The sequence below is a fragment of the Bacteroides sp. 41_26 genome (assembly GCF_949740115.1).
Classification (GTDB): domain Bacteria; phylum Bacteroidota; class Bacteroidia; order Bacteroidales; family Bacteroidaceae; genus Bacteroides; species Bacteroides nordii.
In genome coordinates, this window is record NZ_CATJGZ010000112.1 from 1 (window position 1) to 23,625 (window position 23,625).

Below are 23,625 nucleotides of genomic sequence, written 5' to 3' on the forward strand. Positions count from 1 at the left end.
CCTTAGCTCAGTCGGTTAGAGCATCTGACTGTTAATCAGAGGGTCCTTGGTTCAAGTCCAAGAGGAAGAGCAAGAAAGTCCGTCACTATGGCGGACTTTTTTGTATTTATTCCCCTCAACAAAACGACAATGTCACCTTTATCATAGCCGCAAGACTACGCTATATGCTTATAGCAACCGTCTACCCTGTCCCATCCGTATAACTATAGCCACCATTCCCGAACACGCCGAATATCACAACTCATTAAAAAAAATGCTTCCCTTTAAAATATTCCTTTTTCACATTCGTCTACCAGAATAGATGGTATACCTCGACAACAAATTTAATAACCCTAAACTTTTCACAAGTATGTTTGGATTAAAAAGAAGAAAGATAATATCTTTACTCATAATAGACGCAAAGTGCACTGGTTGCGGTACGTGTATAGACAGATGTCATCAGGCTGATGACAAAAAAGATAGTGGAATAATGTACTTTAATAACAAAATCCCGGTTAATACACTGTTGTCGAGAAAACGTTACGCAGTGCTTCATCTGAGAAAACGGTTAACCCGGTTATATGAAGAACTTCTGGACAGTGAATAATTCTTTGACATAAGCCAAGCCATTTTCCAATTCTATTAGTTACTTTTGTGCAATACCAATAACAGTAAGGTAATATGGAAAAGAAAACAATTGTAGCACGCGTCGAGGTGCTTCCTGGCAAAGAACAGGAGTTTATCAGTAAAGCAGAACCTCTGATACAAGAAACAAGAGCTGAAGAAGGCAATATCAGTTACAATCTTTATCAGAATCCAACGAACCCGGTAGCATTCATCTTTTACGAAGAGTACAAAGATCAGCATGCAATAGATATACATGCTACATCCACACATTTCCGAACGTTCGGGAAGGCTATTAAAGGGTTATTGGCGTCAGAGCTAATCATCGAATCGTTCTAAACAAGTTATTCGGCTATAGCCAATGCAAGTATGCTAAAACGCACTTCACCAGCTTTTTCAAGGGCAGAAGCACAGGCCACGATAGTAGCTCCGGTGGTAAGCACATCATCAATAATAAGTACATGCTTTCCCACGAAACACTCCGGAGTAACAAGATGAAAGGTACCATCCACGTTTTCCCAACGTTCAAACACAGATTTACGAGTTTGCGTTTCGGTATTCTTTTCACGTACCACACCGGAAGTTTCTACTGGTATGGAAGTAATAGCAGAAACTCCGCGAGCTATCCATTCGCTCTGATTATAGCCGCGTAGTTTCTGTTTTTTCTTATGAAGCGGTACAGGAACAATTACATCCACCCCTTCAAAAAAGCCGGAAGAAAGTAATTCTGCTGCCACACAACGTCCCATTACTTCTCCAATTTCCTTTTGACCACCATACTTCAATTGATGAAGGATATGACGAAAATCACTTCCCCGTCGATAAAAGAAATAAGCCGTAGCTCTTTCCAGAGGTATTTTCCCCCAGAATAATTGCTCCGCCAAATTATCTTTAATCTGATGGTATCCCGTACGAGGCAACTCCATATTACAACGGGCACACAAACACTTTTCTCCTTTTGCCAATGGACCACCACATATCAGACAACAGCGCGGAAAAAAGAGAGAAAAGAAAGAGCTAAACCAGTCTTTCATAATACTTAATGATTAAGCAATCCTTCTGGCAGGAGTTCGTTTACCAAATTCTGCAAAAGCGAATGAATCCCCCCATTCGTAGCAATAATATGATGCCCTTCTATAAAATGTTTATTCCCACAAAAATCGGTCACCTCTCCACCGGCTTCCAATACAATCAATGCAGCCGCAGCATAGTCCCATTTACCAATAAATGCTTCCAACCAACCTTCAAAGCGTCCGGCAGCTACATAGCAGATAGCAGCAGCGGCAGAGCCATTCATACGAATACCACCCACTCTGCCATAAAGGTTATCTAACAGGTGCAGTGCTGTCTGTTTATATGCCCCGTCATTGTAAGGCAGTTCTACTATAAGAAAAGAATTAGTTATATCCCGAACTTCCGAAACTTGCAACTGTACACCATTCAACCAAGCCTTCCCTCCTTTCCAGGCATAAAAACACTCGTCACGGCAAACCTCATAAACAACACCAAGTAATAATTCATCGCGGTTACGCAGCGCAATACTAACACAATAGGGGGCATTATCATGGATATAGTTAGTAGTTCCGTCCAGCGGATCAATTACCCAACAATAGGGTTCGTCATTATAAGTAGCCGACCCTTCTTCGGCAATAAATCCCGCCTCGGGAAGTAATGCAGAAAGTGCTGCTACTAACTTTTTCTCTGATTCCTTATCTACATAAGAAACATAATCGTGCGCACACTTCTCGACAACATATTCAGAGCGAAAATTCTTCCGCTCTTCTCTCAGAAAACCACCGATAGCATTTGCTATACAGCATACATCGGCAGTCAATTGTTTTAAATCTAACATCTCATTTTAATTTAATCCTTCGATTTTCCCAAAGAATACACCTTCGACATTCCCGCATAAATGCCGGTATCAGAAAAATCACATACGATTGCCTTTACATGCTTATCTACAGAAGGAATACAAATATCCACATTAATAACAGATTGTGTCTGTGCTGGATCTGCAATATGAAAATATAAAGCGGAATTCTCCAGATTTTTAAAAAGTAGCGCACAACCTTTATCCACCTTTACCGTAATCTTACCATGATTGAACGTTGCAGCCCGATAAAACACCATCTCCCAAACATCCAGTTTCTTATTTCTGACTACCTGAATCGAATCGCTATTAGCAAGAATCTCTATATTGTCTACCGGATAAGCAGTCATGTCTTTCACCGTCTTTTTATTGGGAACCACAATATAAGCATAGGTTGCATCCCGGGGTGACAGCCCATGATCAAAACCCAGCGTAAATACATCTGTATCCTGCTCCATCCTTGGGGCAGCCGTATTGATATCATACCAGTTGCCGGACTGTGTTTTATTACTTAGAAAAACATTACCACCCATAGGGAATACATAGCCAACCTCATTGTGTAGTACCCAACTCAGTTTATCTTTATAGAAGTAATTTCCAGCTCCTACTGTGGAAATCCGGTTATTATCGGCTATGGTAACCGGTAACTCGTTATTGAGCAGACATTGATTCACCGTTGTACTGATACTCTCCATGGCAGTAGATGTAATCCCTGCGCCCAGACATACAACCTCATCATCAAAAAAGAACCATGCCTTTTTTGCAGTAGTATTTATTCCGGCATAATCATCCTGATAGGCATAAGCAGTTACCCCATAGATACTGTCTGACACACCACCGGCAAAGGTGGATGTTCCTCTCGTTTGCCAATCACTGGCAGCTTTAGGAATAGTTGTCATTTGCGGTGCTGTCACTCCGGGTATTTTTGCCCAGTCCCACACCGGGAAGATATTATAATACTCATCTCCCTTTATTACTATATTAGTACAACCATCCGAAAGGAAATAAGTTTTCAGATTCTCGCCATTCCCATACTCACACCGCATAGTACGAGAAGAAGCCATACGAACATCAAATGCATACCCCGGACGTACATGCAACGTATAATCTCCGATAAAATAGTGTGTATGGCACGGTTTCACAGCATAATCCGCTGGTTTCTTTCCGGCAAGGCGATCAACAATCGCCTCATATTCATCTGCATATTCCGGATCCAGAATGATCATTCGTTTAGCAAACTCAGCCATTGCGCTTTTATCCAGAATACCGGGACGGCTTACTCCACGCCCCAACACATCATATGACATATATTTACCACGAATCGTCTGGTAATAAGTACCCCGCATGAACTTACTCAGAAGTGCCAGTTTATCTGCTGGCAAAGCATACTGGGTACCTCTTGTATACATAGCCACCTGGGTCACTCCTTTCAGTATTTCGTCACCATAGCCACCTATATACAACTGTACTCCATGCTGAAAATAACAGTTATCATATTGAAATCCCTCCTTAGTAGTATACACAACAGTACTATATGAATAAGCAATGGCCTTTTTCAACATCTCTTCATCAGCTGTCAGGCAAGCCCGGTAAATCCAATGCAAGGCAATATCAGTCATATTGGCTCCGGTCCATTTGGCCGGATCACCACCTTCAGCTTTCATCCGTTCCAAAGTTTTATGCTCAAGATCGGCAGGAATATGCTTTTTTCCCGTGCGCATCTGAATTAAAAGAACACCCATCCGTTGTGGTTCGGCTATCTGATTATACCACCAATTACTACAATTCGGATTACGCTGATACCAATATTCAAGTGCAGCCACAATCTTATTATACAATGCTTCCTGCCGGTAGTATTTATTCTCCGGATTTGTATAGGCAAAAACAAAATCATAGACACGGTCAACGTGAATCAACGGTTCCCAGTTTGTACGGTCTGTACGACTATAATCTATATCTGTAAATGAACCATCGGCAGCATTGTATTTTGCCAGATATTCATCAATAGAAGGATTGCCGGCAAAATCCATCCGTATCTTATCCATCAACATTTCAAACTCATTTACTTCTCCCGGTGAAGGAGATAAAAGGCGGGTATTTGCCATGCTCGGTAGAAAAGGCACTGCAAGTACAACCAATACTACCATACAACGAAACACTGTTCTCATAGTCTGTTTTTTATAAATTACTTCTATAAATTGTCAGTAAAGTTGGCAATTTTCTATGAGATACAAGCTATTATACAGTATATTTTTCCTCTTTTTAAGATCCGGAAGAACCTAATATGATTCTGCTTCAATGATAATTAAATACTATATTTTACAAAAAGTATAAAAATCGGAACATTCCCTGCCTGTGGCTGTTTTATTCCTATAAACAATTAAAATAGAACGATTATGAGTGGTATTATTAACAGAAACAATCCTATTGCCGAAGAGAACATTGATCCTGACGGACGTCCGGCAATTGATAAGTTTGAAGATTGGAGTAATGAAGTATCAGAAACCGAAAATGCGTTTCATGATACCAAAGAAAACATTACTAAAAGTAAGAAAGAACGGATCAAGGAAATGGATAAAGTCATCAAAGAAGATTTGAAATGAAACAGTGCTTCTTCTCTCAGAGAATGCTGATTATCAAGCATTAAAAAAGTACGTACTTTTTTACTACAAACTAACGTATTTAACACAGCGTTAAATACGTATTTAAGTAGTAGTGAAATACGTACTTTCTTTATATAAAGAATCTATTTATTGGTGTACACATCCACCTTGAACTCTTCGGAAGGAAGAGTGGTAAGTTCTCCATAAGGAGTAAGAACTGACTGAATTCCTCCCTGTCCGACCCCCGAAGTACCACTATTCGTACGAATATACTTTCCGCAAACAGCCATATCCCAATCCGTACGGAGGCGCCAGTGAGCATCATCTTCTGCAGAATTCAGCGGCGAAGTACCTACTACCTCACCGGTAGACAAAGAGATATAAGTCCACTGCATATCATTCAGTCCGGATAAGGTAACCAAACGGTCTTCCTCTTGTATAACAGATTTCTCCGAAGCACAAGAAGTGAACAGACCTATACATATTAAAATAAAAATAATCGGTTTCATAACTAATTTTTCATTTACAGTTATCAAGGTAGAGGAGCATAACGAATGGTCAGTTTTCCATTCTTCCGGTCGTATCCCTGGAACTGTAATTTAACGGTTTGTCCGTTTGCTTTACGAACCACAAACGGGTGAGACTGAGGAGTATTAGTATCAGGAACCAGCCACTCCACAGGACTGGCTGAAAGTCCGCTTTCTATAGTAGAAGAGGTAGAAAGCTTTAACTCTCCTTTGATAGGCAGATCTTTCTCTGTACACGCATATTCTGTTCCAGTGCGATAGTCATTCACAGAAAAACTGTTTATTTTCCCTTCCCCTAATTTCCCATTGCCAATTTGCCTGACAATCAGAAAATATTTGGGAGAGCGGAAAGACTGAAAATCAGCTAATTTATCTGTAAAGTTAAGCCCTACTTCAATAGTCTTGAAAGATTCAAGTGTACCGTTTCCCTGCATATAATAGTCACCACCCTGTGTCAACATTAACGGATAATCTAATATGACGGAAGGAGAAGCGGCATCTCCTTCGGCTACACCCAAACGAAAATAGAGATCATTACGAGATGTATAAGTCAACTTCACCCGAAAAACAACAAGCGGAGTATGAATCTCCGGTTCTACCATAAGTGCCTCTGCATCCAAATCGGCAAGACCACCCTCAGCGGCAGGGAGTAGAAAATATTTATAAGGATAATAGCACTTACCTTCACTTCCCCACCAGGTTCCCCAGGAATTTACTACAATGAAAGCTCCACGCTCGTCTTCAGTAATCTCTCCATCACCATTTAAATCATAGGCTACCGTATCATCATACCCGGCAATGGTAAGAGCATGTGCTCCGTCCGTACCGGGACGGGTGATCATATGTGTCAATCCAGTGACAGATGTCCCCTTATAGGTAACCTCTTTCCAGTCAGAGCTCTTGCACGAAAAAGTAACCACACCACCCGGTTCTCCCTCTTCGCCACGATTATAAAGATACTGGCGAAGACGATCTATACCTTCCCGCGTCTTTAGAGTAAACTTTGAGTAACTCTTCACCCGATAATTCATAGCGCGAAGATATTTATCATAACCAGTCATCCAGGTAGTAGAAGAGGTGGCAGCACTCTCATCATTCATATCACTCAATGTTACAGCACCAGCTACCTTCATCATGTTATAACCCAGTTCAGGATGAGAGCCCTGGTCATTTCCTTCATTCAGATAATTCCAGGTAAAATGATAATTGAATATGTGTTCAGGACTATCAGCAGCACGATCAAGCAAACGGTTCAACTCATAAGTATAAACATAGCGCACACCAGAGGCTTGTGAGCAGGAATTACCCAACTGAGAAAATACAGGAGGGAAATATTTCAAGGTTGAATTATCTACACCCTCCGGGAGTACAGCAGAGGAGGCAGAACGTGTATTCGTCCCCCACTCCGGTATTCTTTGCCTGCGGGAGATATCCTCCTGCGTCAAAGGCTTCACCGGATAAACAGGGCGTACCTGCTGTGCTACCGATGACAGACCGATAGCAAGCAGGCAAGCTATTAAAATTATATACTTTCGTGAATTATTCATTTACGATGATTCATTATCCGATTATAAGTTTTAAGTGCCTCATCACGCACAGCTTGTGAATAACGGCTATCCTGACTCATAGCCTGTGCCACCTGGCTTATTTCATTGTGGCGACATGACATCCTGAACCATCCCAGCGCTTCAAGCAATGAAACCTGAACCGGTTCATTATCCGTTTTCTGGAGATACTCCAATAACTGAGGAATCTGGCTGTGCACATTATAATTGCGTAAATAGCGGATACGCCCCAACCGTTGATTCACCGTCAGACTATCATCTGCATAAATAGAACTAATATCTTTCAGCCAACGGTTAGAATTTACTTCAATAGCACGTTTAATGCCTTGCTCTGCCTTTTCGCTCTCTACATACAATGACGGATTAAACTGTTTCTGAAACTCAGCCGTCAATGCTTTTTCCGGGAGAAGTGCAAGTGCCTGTTTTACATTAAATTCAATACGCTCCGCTGTATTATTACGAATGGCAGCACGAATCAACGCAGGAACCAGACGATCATCTCCATTACGAGCAATCATATTGATAGCAAAACGCTGGATCATTTCATAACTATCGGATACAGCTAAATCAAGACAACGGATAAAGTTATCATCGTCATATTCAGAAAGTAATACCAGACATTCCATACGCACGATATCAGACGGGCTACTCATAAACTTATCCAACAGTTGTTTGGAGTTCATCTGTCCGCCATCCGAAAGCTGCCTCAATGCCATAGCCTGCAAAGCAGGATAAGAACTATTCAGTTGTTTCTTCCACCAGGCAGCATTTTTAGTTGAAAGCACCTCATTGATATCAAATCCCAGAGAAACGGGAACAGCAAAATGAAAAGTAGGATCACCAATCAAATGCCCTTCCAGATAAGGATTTTCCATCGCCATACGCCCAACTCTCATACCCAGACCAACAAGTCCCAAATAACGATCTGTCCACTTCTCCTGCAGCACGTTTACACTGTTTGCAAGTACAGCCATTGTATTGCCTTTACCCGAAATATAGGCACCGGCTATATATTTATCTTTATGGAAAGAACCGTTGAAACAAGCATCCAGCACGATAAAACGGGCATTGGGAGTATAGTTGTCAAAGTCTTCAATATACAAATCGAGACTACGCAGGAAAAGAGAATCTTTTTGGGTGATTTCCGGATCAAAACTACCTTCAAACCAGGAAGCCGGCAGATCATCGAAACGCTTACTTAATACCAACTGTATCGAATCAGTATTCTTTCCCTTCTCACGGGCATGACGCATTGTTTCACGCAAATAAAGCTTGATGCCCTCCACCTGATCTTTAGTAGTCTGCGGTTCGGGCAGATCATTCATATATTCTATTTCCACATCTCCGTGATGATGGAGAATAGCGATATCAAGATCATTGCGCTGAAGTTCGGACATCAGGCGATACTTCACAGCAGCATCCCGTTTGTGATCAATATACTCAATGCCATTTTGCTGTATCCGTGTCCAGGGAAAGTTTTCAACTAAAGCTAACTTCTCATCAATCCGGGCCATCATAGATTCGGATACATACCCCTGCCCACTGAAGTAAAGTAACTGATCGGCAAGGTTAGTATTTTGCTTTAAAGCCACTACCTTTTGCAGATAAGCACGTAACTTATCATATTTAGAAGCATCATCAGCCGACATTTTTATACGTCCCGAATAGATTTCAGGAGACAGAAATTGCGGAGAATCCGGAGACAGAGAGTAGTAGTAATACAATGGATACTGTTCATCTTTATCCAGAAAATTGAACTTCAGATCGAAGTCGTCATAGAAGCGATCAGAAGGCACCGATGATTCGGTACGGGGAAAGGTTTCCTGATTCATTTTAAAAGCAGAAGTCAGGTGTTGTGCATCACGTATCATAGGTACCGGAATATCCCCGACAAAAACAGCTCCTTCAATAGGGCATTCCTTTTCAAGATACAACTGTTGAAGCTGAAAGCGAATCGAATCAGGGACTCCCCAACGGTCTACAATGATGTAGGTCTTTAGTCCGTCATTCTCTACAGCCTTAGCATAATTATCTATATCCGTACGAGCTTCCTTATAGCTCACCGGATCAACTACAATAGCGAAACCCCGTTGAAGTTTTGCAGCCAATGTAACAGAGGTTATTGTTCCGGCAAGAATCAGTAAGCTAACTATTCTTTTTATCATTTTTCGTCTATTACTTTAATTCATTAAAAAGTCAAATTCACACCCACATTTAATTGATTACGGTTTGTACCGTCCAGAGGTACATAATCTCCCGTGTAATGTTTCAATGTATACTCCGCATATACTCCCAGCCACGAGTGAAAACCGGAAATAGCAAGAGGAACCTGTGCCTTTGCACCTATATTCCCTTGACAGTAGGCAGCTGCAGAGGTTTCAAAAGCAGGAAGGCTATAAACAGTTTTCAGCTTCAGTCCATCAGCTGAAAAGCTGGAAGAAAGCCTGTGATTATACATCCCGTTAAGATAGATGCTAAGCAGACTTTTCTTAACAGGAAGGTTCTTACAGGCATTCAGTACAGCATAAGCAGCCGTATATTTCTGCAAATAAACCTCCGGATAATTTTTTATATCAGACTGACGGACTCCGGCCTTCACCTCCCAGGTGAAATGTGGTAGCATTTGCCGCATCCGGTCCATACGGTAGGTAAGTGAAGCATCCGTCCGTTTCTCGATATGGCATACGGAAGCATCTTTTACTTCCCATACGGTATTGCCATCTGCATCACTGGACTGTGTCTGGATATACCACGTTCCTTCTACTTTATTATGCGAAGCCTCAAGAGTGACATTATGCATTGTTCTCTCTCCGGAAATCCGAAAACGGTTCGTTAAAGAGAATCTTGTACGTGCATACTTTCCTCCTTTATATTTATTACTGCTGCTACCATCTATTGCTTCTTCTGTAGATTTCTCGTAACCTAACTCAAGAAAATCAGCCAGATGAGCCGCATTATTCCAACCCAACTGCAAATTACCCTGATAAGCAGTTCCGGTGTATCTCCGTTGGAAGCCAATCGCCTGCTGACTTTCATAATTTCCCATACCCCGGAACAAAAATAATTGATAGGTCTCGTAAGTTTTTACCAAAGTATAATTCACCGATTCACCCAGCCAGCGTACACCGGCAGAAGCACCAATTCTGAAGTTACCCCATTGATAATCCACACCCGGATTGAGCAAAAAGCGCATTCCTTTGATATCGGGGCGAGGATCTGTCTGATCCGCACTGCTTCCAACCTCATATATCGCTCTCAGCCCGGCTCTCCAATGTGCATTAATCTCATAAGAGAAACCTCCATTAAGTCTGAACTTCTCCACATTGTAATCACCCGTAAGTGAGTCGGCTACAATAAACGGGTTATCATCAGCTATAAACAGCGTACTGTTCCATTTCCGGTCTGTCTGTTTACCATTCTCATAGCTGACATCTCCTTCAAAAGTTATTTTGCCAATCCGCTGTATACCAAACAAGCTTCCACTCCACCAGTGTTCACGCGAGGACTGATCTACCAACCGGAAGTCACCCGAAGAACGAAGGAAGTTAATGTTGATATCCGTCACACTACGCAGAGGTGAATCGGAAATTGCCGTCGGATTATTACTGCCGTATTGTATATTACCCAGATAGAGCACATCCTGATACAAGCGTAGCGAATCTTTCCCGCCTTGCGCATGGCAAAGGCAGGAAAGAAACAAACCTATTATTAAAGAGAATTTCAGCTTTACAAACATGACTCGTTTTTTCTTTATTTATCTACTCCTGTCGGATGTGTTCCCGGAGTAGGAGTTTGTCCACCCAGGATGAAATCTTCGCTGGAGTTGTTTGTGTCTTTATACACCACCCGACCGTTATTAATAGCAATTACTTTACGACGGAGGCTCTTACCGGAGTATGCGCTGCTCGCCAAAGAGCCGTTAGAAGAACCGTCTACCCATGCCATACCCACATCTTCAGTAGATTTCAGGTGTTTATACCGATCGCTTTCTATAGCCGGCACAATATCAATACCATCAATTACATATTCACGTGGAATCATCAGCTGTGCTTTGTCGCTCTTACCGGGAGCCACCATCATATTCTCCGGATCAGCCACAAATGTTACATTCGTCATTCCTTCCGGGAGTTTAGCCAAAATCAGTGCCTGCCCATCTACAGAAGGCATGAAATCCATACCATAGGAAGCATTCAGATAGAGGCAATCCATATTAGGAATTCCATTGATATCTGTGTCGGAAATAGAGAACGGACCACAATAAATATCCCAGTCAGCTGTGCTCAAATCTACCGGAGAAGCTACATCATCACCTGTCAATTGACGTTCATTGTGTTTGATAGGATTCGTTGCAACCACCACACTTTCACCGGGTTGAAGAGGATGTTCCTTACCTGTTCCCGGGAAAGCAACGGTAAAGCTTGCCATCGGATAACGATCTAATAATTCTCCGTTTTCATCTACCCAGATAGAAGGAGAAGGAACATATACATTTACCGGAAGACCGTTGTCTACAATACCTAAGATAACTCCATCAAGATACTGCACTTCATCCGAATTATTATAGATTTCATAGAAGGCATCTTTGAAATACCAGTCTTTCACTCCTGTAAAATAGACTTCTTTAAAAATCAATCCACTACCAGAGGCAATTGCCAAAGGTAAACTTACAGATTGATCGCTATAAACAGAAACTTTGCTTACCAACCCGTTCAGATTGTAATCTTTAGCACTACCTGATGCGCGGAAATCATATTCACCGGCATTCAAGGTAAACGAAGCTTTACCATCTACCGGATTAGCTACCGATTCTTCAGATGTTTGAGTATTAACGGCTGTTATTACCAATTCTGTTACATCCGCCATACTGATATCCGTGGGAAGAGTCACAGTTACATCCACTGTGTATTTCTTTGCGATGTTATCATTCTCATCATCTGAACACGATACCAAAAACAACATTGCCAACAAAGGCAATAAACAAAACAACTTTTTCATCTTTAGTTTTCTTTTTTAGTTATTACATCTTAGATTTTGATTTTTACTTCTGCTCCAAAGTAGATCGGAATAGTCAGGTCTTTGTAACCTGCAACGGTCCGGTACTTATAGCTCTTTGATATTTTGAGGAAATTATTTGCTGTAAACGAGAGTTCCAGCATCTTCCCCAATTCTTTTGTCAAACGAAAATTCAGTAATATAGTAGTCGGGTAATTCTCTACCCCAAAGTAATTACTGTGTCCATACTGAGTCATCATCAGGCGATATTTGTATATATCCTGATATTCGGCTTTCCACTCATTGAAGTTTCCCTGCTTGTCGATGAAGCCTATAGGGTTGACAAAGTATTTCTCTTCATTGTTACCACTCAACGGATCAACAGCCTTGTAGAACAGATTATTTCCACTTTCATCTTCGTAAATACGCTGATAGCTCTCTTTCCATACAATCTGTGCCGTAGTGGAGAAAATCATTTTCAATTTAGGAATATGCGTGATAAAGCGGACGTTCGTATTGAAACGTTGTTCTATAGAACCACCTCCTCCGGGCATCACAGCCATATAAGGATAAAGTTTTCCCTCATACGAGGATCCTATCTTCGAATAGGTAGGCAATGTAGAATGACGCTTTACATAGAGCCACGCACCGTCTACCACTACAGATGTTTTCAGAAGAGGAATCTGTCCGAAGTTGATGCTATACTCTACCCCCCGCTTGATGGTACGGGTATTGTTTACCGGCATATTGTAAGAATACAAGGTAGTATCATTTACAATTGTAGCCGGGTTTCTTATTCCGTCTTTTTCATAATAAAGCATACCGTTGGTATAATTCACATTATCCACATATCCCGGAACCGAATAGCGCCGAAAAGGCATCGTCACAGGTACTCCTTTGAAAGAATACTCATTGGTATGTTTTTCATAGAAGAAAGTAACATTTCCAATTACCTTTCTGATACGTCCTGCCAAACCTATTTCCATCTTCTGGCTATAAGCTGGTTTCAGATCAGGGTTAGAGGTATTATCTATGACTTTGGTAGTCATAATAGAAGTGGACTTGCTCATATCATCGGCAAACATTAGATTGAAACTTGATTCGTCAAAATAAGCCTTATCAGGATACAGGTAGAGAAGAGTAGGTGCTTTGGCAGCAATACCAAACCCACCTACAATGCTCAAGTCATCAAACACTTTATTATTGTCACCGTTCAGGATATTATATTCCATATTAATACGAGGTTCTACCATAAACATATCCTTTCTTCCGGCACTCTTATCTATAAACAGATTACTGAGGCGTACACCTCCCTGTAAGGTCAATGTTGTTTTCCGAATGGGTAACTGGGCTTTGTCTTCTATGAAAAAAGATAGTGTATTGATAGCCGGAACTGATTTGAACGACCTGGGTCGAATAGACTGAATATCGTTTACCACCGGAGGAAGCTTAGGATCAAACATCATCCCATCACCCCGGTTCACATTATATTTCCATTCGATGCCTGCTTTCAGGGTCATAAAACAATCGGATGAGAACTGGAAAAGTTTATTGGCTTTCAACTGTCCGAACACATCCAAAGGTTTACCGTCCACCGTATAGTCGGAATAATAAGATGAGCTAAGGAAATAGGTTTGGTATTCGCCACTCACATACGAATTAGCCACCGGAGTAATACCCGATTGCAAGATGATCTGTTCACGACGATAATCCTGCTGATGGCTATAATTTACCATGAAACTATATCCTAAAGAAGAAATCCAGGAAGTATTCAGGCGCCAGTTACCTTCAAGATTGAAGCGCACCCCCATATTTTCATTTTTTATCTTCTCATCCTGCTTCAGTTGAGGATCTGTTTTTTCACTATTTATGTTCTGATAATAGGCCAGTCTCATGTTGAAAGTCAAAGGCCGGGAACTTTTCATAAAAGTATTGGAATATCCCAGATTGGCCGTAATCCGATCAAATCCGTTATAGCGCTTACGTATATCTGCATACGACTGTGAGTAATCAGCGGAAATATTCATTGCTCCCATTTTCTCACTGATAAGGAAACCTTTTCCGGCATATGCCATTTTAGAGAAAGGATCTGCTTTCAGTTTTACTTCGAGCGGAGTAACCCCCGAACGAGTTTTGATAATGACCGCACCTGACGTAAGATTTCCATACTCTACAGAGGGAATGCCCCGGATTACTTCCATAGATTCAATGTTATCCGGAGAAATGGTACGCAGGTCAAGTCCTTTTCCACTCACCGACTGAGCATTCAGACTCGTACCGGACTTACTGGTAGAAAGCACCTGCATATTTGCATCATTCGAAAGTGGAGCACCATCCACCATCACCGATGTACCCAAAGCATTATTATCATTGGAAGATACTTCACGAATATAAGCCTGCCCCACATTATTCAAATCCGGATTTTTAGTCAGATTACCAGGAAGGAGTTGCAACATATCTTCCACACTTTTGGGTTGGATATGTTGAATGGCGCTTTGATCTATTCTGGAAGCCGATCCCATCCGCTGTTCCTGAGCAGTAACGACTACTTCATTTAAAGCCAAAGTCATGGGAGAGAGTTTAATAACAGTCAGCTTCATCTCCGGCTTTATCTCTATTTTCTTAATTGTCTTTTGATAACCCAGCACAGAGATCTCACACGTATAAACTCCCGGCTTCATTCCCGGAATTTTAAATTTACCATCCATATCGCTAATTGCCCAAAGTGCATGATCCGGTATCTGTATAGTAGCAAATTCAATGGGAGCTCCTGTTTCCGCATCAATGAGGGTTCCATTAAAATCAATACGTTTGACTGGAGTATTCTGCGAAAATATACAAAGGGAGGATATCAAAAATAGTATTAGAAAAGATGCTCTTGTTACAGCATATTGTTGTCTCATATTCGTTCTTATCTTTACGCCTGATGTTGAGCTGCAAAGATACTTCAGTAAAGGAAGCAAAAAAATACCTATCAATAGGGATATTCACATCGGAATACCCTATCAATAGGTATTGTTTAAAATGAGGTAACACAAGAAAAAAGAATGTCTCAAATAATTCCTCTTACCCGGTCTTCGAAAGCAGACAAAGCGGCCTTGGCACCTTCACCCATGGCGATAATAATTTGTTTATAAGGTACAGTCGATACATCTCCGGCAGCATAGATGCCCGGAACGTTCGTACGGCAGTGTGAATCAATACCAATTTCACCAAAACGGTTCATCTCCACAACTCCACGGAAAGCAGCACCGTTGGCAGCCAGACCTATCTGAACGAAAACGCCATCCAGTTCCATTATACGCTCTTCGTCTGTTTTACGGTCTTTAATGCGGAGAGAAGTTAATTTATCACCATTACCTATTACCTCCGTCGTCTGTGAACTAACAAATATTTCCACATTAGGCAAGCTTTTTGCTTTCTCCTGCAGAACAAGATCGGCTTTGAGCTCATCCATAAATTCAAAGACTGTAACCTTCGAACAGATACCGGCCAGATCGATAGCCGCTTCTATTCCTGAATTTCCACCACCGACAACAGCTACATGCTTACCTTTATAAAACGGACCGTCACAATGAGGGCAGAAAGCGACACCTCTTCCGATATAGTCTGTTTCACCGGGAACATTCAGCTTTCGCCAACTGGCACCAGTAGCAATAATCAAGGCAGGAGCTACAAATTTCTCACCAACAGAAGTCGTCACAAGTTTCTCTTTTCCGTTGACTTCTACAGTTTCAATGCGACGATGTTCCAATAAATCTACCGGATATTGTAACAGATGCGTTTTCAAATTATCTGCCAGTTCACTTCCAGTCGTATGTGAGACAGATATCAGGTTTTCAATTCCTACCGTCTCCTTTACTTGTCCGCCAATACGTTCGGCGATAATTGCCACCCGCAATCCTTTACGTGCCGAATAGATAGCAGCAGAGACTCCGGCAGGACCTCCACCGGCAACAATAACATCATAGTTCTTTACGGTAGTGTCTATTTCGCTTTCATTGATACCATATTGGGCCTCCAGTTTGGTAAGTAACTCCCCAAAATCGCCACGCCCTACGTGCAGTAGTTTTCCATCGGCAAATACAGAAGGTACCCCCTGAATTTTAAGAGCTTCTACTTCGTCCTGATAAAGACCACCGTCCACCATCTCATGTGAGATAGAATTGTTCAGCGTAGTCATAGCATTGAGAGCCTGCACCACATCGGGACAGTTGGTACAAGTAAGCGAAACATAGGTAGTAAGGTGTATCGGGCCTTTCAAGGCTTTCACACGGTTACAAACCTGTTCATCGGGAAAATTCTTTCCCTTACCGTCAAGATTAAGAATGGCAAGTAGCAGAGAAGTAAACTCATGCCCGTTAGGGATACCCCGGAAGGTAATACCGGTCTCATTTCCATTCTTCAACAGAGTAAACTCCAACCTTTCTCCCTCATTCACCCAACAAGAGATATGGGGAGAGCAATCGGCTACATCAGCCAGCAGATCGAGTAACTCGCCACGGCTTTCGTGTCCGGACGATACGTATATATCAAAAGTAAAATCTGCCTCTAATCCGGCAAATATACTTTTCAGTTGTTCTTTTAATGTAGGGTCTAACATAATTAGGAGATAGAATATAGGAGTTAGAATATAGAATTGGAAGTTAGAAGTCAGGAGTCGGAATTATAGAATATGAGGGTCAGAAGTTGGAATACATAAATCAAAAAACACCTGAACAGATTCCAACTCCCAACTCCTAAATTCTACATTCTAATTTAGATTTTTCCTACCAGGTCGATACTTGGTTTCAGCGTAGCTTCCCCTTTCTTCCATTTTGCCGGACAAACCTCTCCGTCGTGAGTAGCTACAAACTGAGCAGCCTCTACCTTGCGAAGTAATTCACTTGCATCACGACCGATGTTATTGTCATGCAATTCGGCTACTTTAATCAAACCTTCCGGATTTACCAGGAAAGTACCACGATAAGCCATACCTTCTGATTCAATATATACGCCGAAAGCACGGGCCAAAGCACCTGTCGGATCTGCCAACATCGGATACTTGATTTTACGGATACTGTCTGAAGCATCATGCCATGCTTTATGAACGAAATGTGAGTCACAACTTACAGAATATACCTCTACACCCATTGACTGAAGCTGGTCGTATTTTTCGGCTACGTCTACGAGTTCTGTAGGACATACAAAAGTAAAGTCGGCAGGATAAAAGAAGAAAATCGCCCATTTACCTTTAACGTCATTATTGGTCACTGTTTTGAAACTACCGTTATGAAAAGCCTGAACACTGAATTCAGGAAGCTGAGAATTAAGAATTGATTCCATACTAAACTTATTATTTATTGATTTAACTTGTTTTTGTTTCTGATACAAAGATAGGGGGATACCTACCGGAGAAACAAAAAAAGTCCAATCGAATAATTCTATACTCTGATAGACAAAATCCATTATACTATCTGTCTTTTTTGTACTTTTGCAGGAAACTATAAAGAAGAAGAAACATGGAACATCCTCTGTCTCAGTTCAAATACTGTCCGAAGTGCGGTTCGGAGCATTTCAACATACACAATGAGAAATCTAAACAATGCACCAATTGCGGGTTCGTATACTACTTTAATCCATCATCGGCAACAGTTGCCCTGATTCTGAATAAGAAGAATGAATTGCTGGTATGCCGCCGCGCCAAAGACCCGGCAAAAGGTACGCTCGACCTGCCGGGAGGATTCATTGATATGAACGAAACAGCAGAAGAAGGTGTAACACGTGAGGTGTTAGAAGAAACCGGATTAAAAGTGAAAGAGGCAATCTATCGATTTACTCTTCCCAATATTTATGTATATTCAGGCTTCCCGGTACATACACTGGATATGTTTTTCCTCTGTAAAGTAGAAGACACCAGTCACATTGCCGCAATGGACGATGCTGCTGATGCCTTCTTTATTCCCGTTGCAGAGCTCCGTCCCGAAGACTTCGGGCTCGACTCTATCCGCAAAGGTCTTGGAATTTTCCTATCTACTCTGTAACACCTGCCAACAGGTCATCAAGCATTTTCTTTAGCTGGGGTTTTCCAACTGTCCCCAGCTTCATCCAGGGCTTCCCTTCCATCGGGCAAAACAATAAATTCGGGATAGTACGGATGGAAAAAGCAGACTCTAAAAGAGGCTCGTTATCCACATCCACCTTATAGAAGTCAATCTTACCGGCATATTCAACAGCCAATTCATCAAGAACCGGTGATAACCTCTTGCAATAAATACACCAAGGGGCATGGAAATCGACGATACAAGGTTTATCTCCTTTGAACTCCCAGCTATCAGGATATTGCCGGAAATCAGATACTCTCTCTGTAAAACTCTCTTTTGTCAAATCAATTACTTTCATATTATTTAGGGTTTAATTATCATTGTCTTTCTATGATGCAAAATTACGGCATTCCATCCAAGCAGGAAATAGCAATTTAGCTGATTCATATAGCAATTTTTCCCACTATCACACAAAGTTCAAATCTACATACCAGGCAGAAATTCATCCTTTTATTAAAACATTTTCCCTTCTCTGGACGTTAAAACCTGTAAAACTAAAGAGCTGTTTGCTATAAAGTCCCCAAAAACAAGTACTTTTGCCAAAACACTAAATTATGAAAAGAAGAATTTCACGATTTATATGTGCCCTGATATGCTGTACGCCTATCATCACGTCGGCACAAACAAGCGAAAAAATTACCTCGCCTGTCAATCTATATAAAGAAGGAAGAAACCTGTTTCTGCAAAAAAATTATGCAGCAGCTACTCCGCCATTAAAAGCTTTTATCAGACAGGAACCTAATGCCTCATTGCGCGAAGAAGCAGAATATATGCTGGTATGTTCGGCATATGAACTGAAAGATAAGAACAGTATCACCCTGTTGCGCAATTATCTGGAGCAATATCCCGATACTCCTTATGCCAACCGTATTTATGCTTTACTTGCTGCCGGCTATTTCTATGAAGAAAAATATGACGAAGCACTGGCACTGTTCAACTCCGCCCAACTGGACTTGCTGGGTAATGAAGAACGGGATGACATGACCTATTTGCTGGCTACCTGTTATCTGAAAACGGGGAATGTAAAAGAAGCTGCCATCTGGTTTGAAACCCTGAAAGCCAGCAGTAAGAAATACGACAATGACTGCGCTTACTATATCTCTTATATACGCTACACACAAAAGCGCTATGACGAAGCATTGAAAGGTTTCCTCCCTCTGCAGGACAACCCCAAATATAAAGCACTGGTGCCCTATTACATTGCAGAAATTTATGCAATCAGAAAAAACTATGATAAAGCTGAGATCGTAGCACAAAACTACTTATCGGCATATCCGCAGAATGAACATGCTGCCGAAATGTACCGCATCCTGGGAGATGCTTCTTATCATTTCCGCAAATACCACGAAGCAATCAACGCATTTGAGAGTTATCTTGAAAGAGATGCTTCGCCCCGCCGGGATGCCCTCTACATGTTAGGACTCTCTTATTTCCAGACAGGAGTATATTCAAAAGCAGCTGAGACGTTGGGAGAAGTAACAGGCGCCAACGACGCATTGACGCAAAATGCGTACTTGCATATGGGACTTTCCTACCTGCAACTGGCCGAAAAGAACAAAGCCCGTATGGCTTTTGAACAGGCTGCCGCCTCCAATGCCGATATGAAAATAAAAGAACAGGCTGCCTATAACTATGCCTTGTGCATTCACGAAACGTCCTACTCTGCATTCGGAGAGTCGGTAACCGTTTTCGAGAAATTCCTGAACGAATTCCCCAACTCCCAATATACCGAAATGGTAAGCAATTATCTTGTTGAAGTATATTTGAACACCCGCAGCTACGAAGCGGCACTGAAATCCATTGAACGCATTGCCCATCCGGGTACCCGCATCATGGAAGCGAAACAAAAAATACTGTTCCAACTCGGTACACAAGCATTTGCCAATGCCTCTTTTGAGCAGGCAATCGGCTACTTTAACCAGTCTGTTGCCATTGGCCAATACAACCGCCAGACCAAGGCCGATGCCCTCTACTGGCGCGGAGAATCTTACTACCGCCTGAACCGCATGACGGAGGCTGCCCGTAATTTCAGAGAATACCTGCAACTGACGGAACAGACTAATAACGAAATGTATGCACTGGCAAACTATAATTTGGGATATACCGCTTTCCATCAGAAAGATTATGCACAGGCACGCAACTGGTTCCTCAAATACATACAACTGGAAAAGGGTGAAAACAGAACAGCACTGGCCGATGCTTACAATCGTATCGGTGACTGCTTCCTCAACGAACGTAATTTCGACGAAGCCAAACATTATTATGCACAAGCCGAAAGTATGAATGCCTCTTCCGGAGACTATTCATTCTACCAACTTGCCCTGGTATCAGGACTGCAAAAAGATTATTCCGGCAAAATCACTCTGCTGAACCGTCTGGCAGGCAAATACCCCACATCACCTTACGTTATAAATGCCCTTTATGAAAAAGGACGTTCGTATGTATTAATGAATAACAACAACCAGGCCATTGCCTCTTTTAAAGAATTGTTGAGCAGATACCCCGAAAGTCCTATCAGCCGCAAAGCTGCTGCCGAAATCGGTTTGCTGTATTATCAGGATGGAAACTACGATCAGGCAATCGATGCTTACAAACTGGTAATCAACAAATATCCGGGAAGTGACGAAGCCCGTTTGGCAATGCTCGATCTAAAGTCTCTTTACGTTGATATGAACCGCATTGATGAGTTTGCCGCACTTGCAGCTTCCATGCCGGGCAATATACGTTTTGATGCCAGCGAACAGGATTCTTTAACTTACATCGCTGCTGAGAAAATTTATGGACGCGGACGCATAGAAGAAGCGAAAAACAGTTTCAACAAATACCTGCAAACTTTCCCCGAAGGTTCCTTTAGCCTGAATGCTCATTATTACCTTTGCCTCATCGGAAAAGAGCAAAAGAACTATGATATGATTCTGCTTCACTCCGGCAAATTACTGGAATATCCGGATAATCCATTCTCTGAAGAAGCATTAATAATGCGTGCGGAAGTTCAGTTCAACCTGCAACAATTTGCAGATGCATTAGCATCCTACAAAATGCTGAAAGAGAAAGCAACCACAGCAGACCGCCGTCTGCTGGCAGAAACAGGAATGTTACGCTGTGCACACCTCATCAAAGACGATGCAGAAACCATTCATGCTGCAACAGCCTTGCTGGCAGAGGCCAAATTGACTCCTGAATTGGCAAATGAAGCACTTTATTATCGTGCTAAATCTTATATGAACCAAAAAGCTGACAAGAAAGCATTGGCCGATCTTCAGACACTAGCCAAAGATACCCGTAACCTTTACGGAGCAGAAGCGAAGTATCTGGTAGCCCAGCAATACTATACTGCCGGAGAGTATGCCGCAGCCGAGAAAGAGTTACTCGACTACATCGAACGGAGTACTCCCCACGCATATTGGTTGGCACGTAGCTTCGTCCTTCTGTCGGATGTATACATGGCTATGGACAAAAAGCTGGATGCACGGCAATATCTGTTGAGCTTGCAACAGAACTATCACGCTAACGATGACATTGAAGGCATGATTGAAAGCAGACTTGAAAAACTTAATAAGTAACGAAGTATGAAACGTAATCATTATATCTTCCTGGGAATGGCGCTCGTCGCACTCCCTTCACTGGCTCAGGTGCAACCCCAATCCAAAGATACGACCATGAACCGCACTGTCGTGGTTGAACAGGAATACAATCCTATCATTCTGGATGCCTCTAAAGTAAACGTTTTGCCCAAAGTAGAAGAGCCTGTAGTAAACAAGAAAGAGGTTGAATATGCGATAAGTTCTACCCCTGCCTCCAATATCCCTGTGGGAACAATGCAGGCTTATACCGGAAAAGAGGTACAACCGACAAGTAAACCGGGATATGTACGCGCCGGATATGGTAACTATGGTAACCTGGACTTATTGGGTAATTATCTTTTTCACCTTTCCAGCCGGGATAAGCTGAATGTAAACTTCAGCATGGACGGCATGAACGGTACGTTGGACATGCCCTACGGTGATGCCCGGAAATGGGATGCACATTACTACCGTACGCGTGCTGCTATCGATTATCTGCATCAATTTGGCAAGATAGACCTGAGTGTAGCAGGACACTTCGGATTAAATAATTTCAACTATGAGCCTTATGGTTTTTCTTTCAAGAAACAGAAGTTCACTTCAGGCGATCTGCATTTCGGAGTGAAGTCTACAGACGAAACAATGCCGTTACAGTTTAATGCAGAAACCAACCTGATGCTTTATGACCGGCAACACAACCAATTCTTCGGTGGTGTGAATGAGACGCAAATACGTACCAAAGCCATTGTCAGCGGCAACATCAGCGACGAGCAACAAATAAGTATTGCTTTCAAAATGAACAACCTCATCTACAATAATAAAAGAGACTTTTATAATGAAGAGATAAAGAGCATTTTCAAAAGCCGTACCGTCGTAGACTTAAACCCGTACTACGAACTCAACAACGATGATTGGCGACTGCACTTAGGAGCCAATGTTGATTTCTCTTTCGGTAATGGCAAATCATTTCGTGTCTCTCCGGATGTAACCATACAATATGTATTCTCAGACAGTTATGTGGTCTACGCCAATGCTACAGGGGGCAGACAACTCAATGACCTGCGCCGATTGGAGACTTATAACCCATACAGCGACCCTTCTAACGAGGTGAGAGATACCTATGAGCAGCTCAATGCCACTTTAGGGTTCAAAGCAAGCCCCGTAACAGGTTTATGGTTTAACCTCTTTGCCGGATATCAGAATCTCAAAGATGATCTGTATCAGATAGAAAATAGCTGGATAGGCGGAACAGCCGGCGATTTCATTGACCTGAGACAAACTTCAACGAATAATATTTATGCCGGGCTCAGTGCCAGTTATGCCTATAAGGACTTGTTTACACTCTCAGGTAAAGGTATCTACCGCCATTGGCAAGCCAGCGATGCCTATACAGATAATGTATCCTCCCCAAATTACAATCCCGCTCTATGGATGAAACCGGAGACGGAACTTGATTTTAAAGTAGAAGTACATCCCATTCCGGCTCTGTGGTTAAATGTAGGTTATCAATACATCTGGCGGGCTGAAAGATATTACGGATTTAGCAAAACATTCTTCCCTGCCGTCAGCGATCTTAGTATAGGAGCCACTTACCACTTGTTTAAAGGAGTCTCTGTCTATGCAAAGGCGGATAACCTGTTAAACAAGAAATTCCAGCGTTATCTGCTCTATCCCACTGAAGGCATTAATTTCCTGGGTGGTCTGAGTTTCCGATTCTGAATGCCAATGGCATTGTCTATAAATGCAACCGACACTTTACCCAAATACAACAGGTATTTCAGACTAACATAATAAGTAAAAAAGATGCCCTCTGTCTCGA

At 42.0% G+C, this 23,625-nt stretch carries 17 protein-coding genes, 1 tRNA gene and 1 pseudogene; 7 read left to right on the top strand and 12 right to left on the bottom strand.

Annotation, left to right across the window (positions count from 1 at the left end; translation table 11 throughout):
• The 3 genes and pseudogenes from QX565_RS16535 to QX565_RS16545 all read left to right on the top strand — a co-directional run bounded on the left by QX565_RS16535 (position 1) and on the right by QX565_RS16545 (position 942).
• Positions 1–67, top strand: a tRNA-Asn gene (locus QX565_RS16535).
• A 420-nt stretch (positions 68–487) separates the two neighbouring features.
• A pseudogene (locus tag QX565_RS16540) lies at positions 488–586 on the top strand (RNA polymerase subunit sigma-24); the annotation flags it as partial.
• 74 nt (positions 587–660) lie between these two features.
• Positions 661–942, top strand: coding sequence for a putative quinol monooxygenase (locus QX565_RS16545; RefSeq protein WP_221649149.1), 282 nt, complete (start codon positions 661–663; stop codon positions 940–942).
• 5 nt (positions 943–947) lie between these two features.
• On the opposite strand, the gene QX565_RS16550 is transcribed toward QX565_RS16545, so the two are convergent.
• The 3 genes from QX565_RS16550 to QX565_RS16560 are packed head-to-tail and all read right to left on the bottom strand — an operon-like array spanning position 948 to position 4,641.
• Positions 948–1,637 (bottom strand): ComF family protein, encoded by a 690-nt coding sequence (locus QX565_RS16550; RefSeq protein ID WP_289293556.1) that lies wholly within the window; start codon positions 1,635–1,637, stop codon positions 948–950.
• 5 nt (positions 1,638–1,642) lie between these two features.
• A complete protein-coding gene (locus QX565_RS16555; RefSeq protein WP_221649147.1) occupies positions 1,643–2,455 on the bottom strand; it encodes an inositol monophosphatase family protein in 813 nt (270 codons plus the stop codon).
• A gap of 11 nt (positions 2,456–2,466) precedes the next feature.
• Complete coding sequence (locus QX565_RS16560) at positions 2,467–4,641, bottom strand: polysaccharide lyase 8 family protein (protein WP_289293557.1); 2,175 nt, start codon at positions 4,639–4,641, stop codon at positions 2,467–2,469.
• Between the two features lie 228 nt (positions 4,642–4,869).
• Here QX565_RS16560 and QX565_RS16565 point away from each other — a divergent pair, with 228 nt between their 5' ends.
• Positions 4,870–5,076 (top strand): hypothetical protein, encoded by a 207-nt coding sequence (locus QX565_RS16565; RefSeq protein ID WP_221649145.1) that lies wholly within the window; start codon positions 4,870–4,872, stop codon positions 5,074–5,076.
• Between the two features lie 143 nt (positions 5,077–5,219).
• On the opposite strand, the gene QX565_RS16570 is transcribed toward QX565_RS16565, so the two are convergent.
• From QX565_RS16570 to ahpC, 8 genes are all read right to left on the bottom strand, one after another.
• Complete coding sequence (locus tag QX565_RS16570) at positions 5,220–5,585, bottom strand: HmuY family protein (RefSeq protein WP_195350595.1); 366 nt, start codon at positions 5,583–5,585, stop codon at positions 5,220–5,222.
• Between the two features lie 23 nt (positions 5,586–5,608).
• Positions 5,609–7,150, bottom strand: a complete 1,542-nt coding sequence (locus QX565_RS16575) for a C1 family peptidase (RefSeq protein WP_221649144.1) — start codon at positions 7,148–7,150, stop codon at positions 5,609–5,611.
• Positions 7,147–9,333 (bottom strand): HEAT repeat domain-containing protein, encoded by a 2,187-nt coding sequence (locus QX565_RS16580; RefSeq protein ID WP_289293558.1) that lies wholly within the window; start codon positions 9,331–9,333, stop codon positions 7,147–7,149. The genes QX565_RS16575 and QX565_RS16580 overlap by 4 nt, the downstream gene beginning before the upstream one ends.
• A gap of 23 nt (positions 9,334–9,356) precedes the next feature.
• Positions 9,357–10,904: a DUF6850 family outer membrane beta-barrel protein gene (locus QX565_RS16585; RefSeq protein ID WP_289293560.1), complete on the bottom strand. Its 1,548-nt coding sequence runs from the start codon at positions 10,902–10,904 to the stop codon at positions 9,357–9,359.
• 14 nt (positions 10,905–10,918) lie between these two features.
• Positions 10,919–12,163, bottom strand: coding sequence for a DUF4876 domain-containing protein (locus QX565_RS16590; RefSeq protein WP_234129954.1), 1,245 nt, complete (start codon positions 12,161–12,163; stop codon positions 10,919–10,921).
• 29 nt (positions 12,164–12,192) lie between these two features.
• On the bottom strand, positions 12,193–15,063 hold the full coding sequence (locus QX565_RS16595) for a TonB-dependent receptor (RefSeq protein WP_289293561.1): 2,871 nt from the start codon (positions 15,061–15,063) through the stop codon (positions 12,193–12,195).
• Between the two features lie 149 nt (positions 15,064–15,212).
• A complete protein-coding gene (ahpF, locus tag QX565_RS16600; RefSeq protein ID WP_289293562.1) occupies positions 15,213–16,763 on the bottom strand; it encodes an alkyl hydroperoxide reductase subunit F in 1,551 nt (516 codons plus the stop codon).
• Positions 16,764–16,918: 155 nt separating this feature from the next.
• Positions 16,919–17,485: an alkyl hydroperoxide reductase subunit C gene (gene ahpC, locus QX565_RS16605; protein ID WP_025867048.1), complete on the bottom strand. Its 567-nt coding sequence runs from the start codon at positions 17,483–17,485 to the stop codon at positions 16,919–16,921.
• Between the two features lie 176 nt (positions 17,486–17,661).
• On the opposite strand from ahpC, the gene QX565_RS16610 reads away from it, so the two are divergent.
• Positions 17,662–18,183 (top strand): NUDIX domain-containing protein, encoded by a 522-nt coding sequence (locus QX565_RS16610; RefSeq protein ID WP_195350605.1) that lies wholly within the window; start codon positions 17,662–17,664, stop codon positions 18,181–18,183.
• On the opposite strand, the gene QX565_RS16615 is transcribed toward QX565_RS16610, so the two are convergent.
• Entirely contained in the window at positions 18,173–18,541 is a 369-nt protein-coding gene (locus QX565_RS16615; protein ID WP_002558214.1) for a thioredoxin family protein, read from the bottom strand. The genes QX565_RS16610 and QX565_RS16615 overlap by 11 nt on opposite strands.
• A gap of 256 nt (positions 18,542–18,797) precedes the next feature.
• Here QX565_RS16615 and QX565_RS16620 point away from each other — a divergent pair, with 256 nt between their 5' ends.
• Both QX565_RS16620 and QX565_RS16625 read left to right on the top strand, forming a co-directional pair.
• The gene (locus QX565_RS16620; RefSeq protein WP_002558215.1) at positions 18,798–21,806 is read left to right on the top strand and encodes a tetratricopeptide repeat protein; all 3,009 of its coding nucleotides are present in this window, start codon (positions 18,798–18,800) and stop codon (positions 21,804–21,806) included.
• Between the two features lie 6 nt (positions 21,807–21,812).
• Complete coding sequence (locus QX565_RS16625) at positions 21,813–23,525, top strand: TonB-dependent receptor (RefSeq protein ID WP_289293565.1); 1,713 nt, start codon at positions 21,813–21,815, stop codon at positions 23,523–23,525.
• Positions 23,526–23,625: the final 100 nt, after the last annotated feature.

What these genes read in the sequence shown, in the direction of transcription:
- QX565_RS16570 (WP_195350595.1), bottom strand. Translation starts at nt 5,585, where the DNA reads ATGAAACCGATTATTTTTATTTTAATATGTATAGGTCTGTTCACTTCT.
- QX565_RS16580 (WP_289293558.1), bottom strand. Translation starts at nt 9,333, where the DNA reads ATGATAAAAAGAATAGTTAGCTTACTGATTCTTGCCGGAACAATAACC.
- QX565_RS16590 (WP_234129954.1), bottom strand. Translation starts at nt 12,163, where the DNA reads ATGAAAAAGTTGTTTTGTTTATTGCCTTTGTTGGCAATGTTGTTTTTG.
- QX565_RS16560 (WP_289293557.1), bottom strand. Translation starts at nt 4,641, where the DNA reads ATGAGAACAGTGTTTCGTTGTATGGTAGTATTGGTTGTACTTGCAGTG.
- QX565_RS16545 (WP_221649149.1), top strand. Translation starts at nt 661, where the DNA reads ATGGAAAAGAAAACAATTGTAGCACGCGTCGAGGTGCTTCCTGGCAAA.
- QX565_RS16585 (WP_289293560.1), bottom strand. Translation starts at nt 10,904, where the DNA reads ATGTTTGTAAAGCTGAAATTCTCTTTAATAATAGGTTTGTTTCTTTCC.
- QX565_RS16620 (WP_002558215.1), top strand. Translation starts at nt 18,798, where the DNA reads ATGAAAAGAAGAATTTCACGATTTATATGTGCCCTGATATGCTGTACG.
- QX565_RS16610 (WP_195350605.1), top strand. Translation starts at nt 17,662, where the DNA reads ATGGAACATCCTCTGTCTCAGTTCAAATACTGTCCGAAGTGCGGTTCG.
- QX565_RS16565 (WP_221649145.1), top strand. Translation starts at nt 4,870, where the DNA reads ATGAGTGGTATTATTAACAGAAACAATCCTATTGCCGAAGAGAACATT.
- QX565_RS16575 (WP_221649144.1), bottom strand. Translation starts at nt 7,150, where the DNA reads ATGAATAATTCACGAAAGTATATAATTTTAATAGCTTGCCTGCTTGCT.
- QX565_RS16595 (WP_289293561.1), bottom strand. Translation starts at nt 15,063, where the DNA reads ATGAGACAACAATATGCTGTAACAAGAGCATCTTTTCTAATACTATTT.
- QX565_RS16625 (WP_289293565.1), top strand. Translation starts at nt 21,813, where the DNA reads ATGAAACGTAATCATTATATCTTCCTGGGAATGGCGCTCGTCGCACTC.
- ahpF (WP_289293562.1), bottom strand. Translation starts at nt 16,763, where the DNA reads ATGTTAGACCCTACATTAAAAGAACAACTGAAAAGTATATTTGCCGGA.
- QX565_RS16550 (WP_289293556.1), bottom strand. Translation starts at nt 1,637, where the DNA reads ATGAAAGACTGGTTTAGCTCTTTCTTTTCTCTCTTTTTTCCGCGCTGT.
- ahpC (WP_025867048.1), bottom strand. Translation starts at nt 17,485, where the DNA reads ATGGAATCAATTCTTAATTCTCAGCTTCCTGAATTCAGTGTTCAGGCT.
- QX565_RS16615 (WP_002558214.1), bottom strand. Translation starts at nt 18,541, where the DNA reads ATGAAAGTAATTGATTTGACAAAAGAGAGTTTTACAGAGAGAGTATCT.
- QX565_RS16555 (WP_221649147.1), bottom strand. Translation starts at nt 2,455, where the DNA reads ATGTTAGATTTAAAACAATTGACTGCCGATGTATGCTGTATAGCAAAT.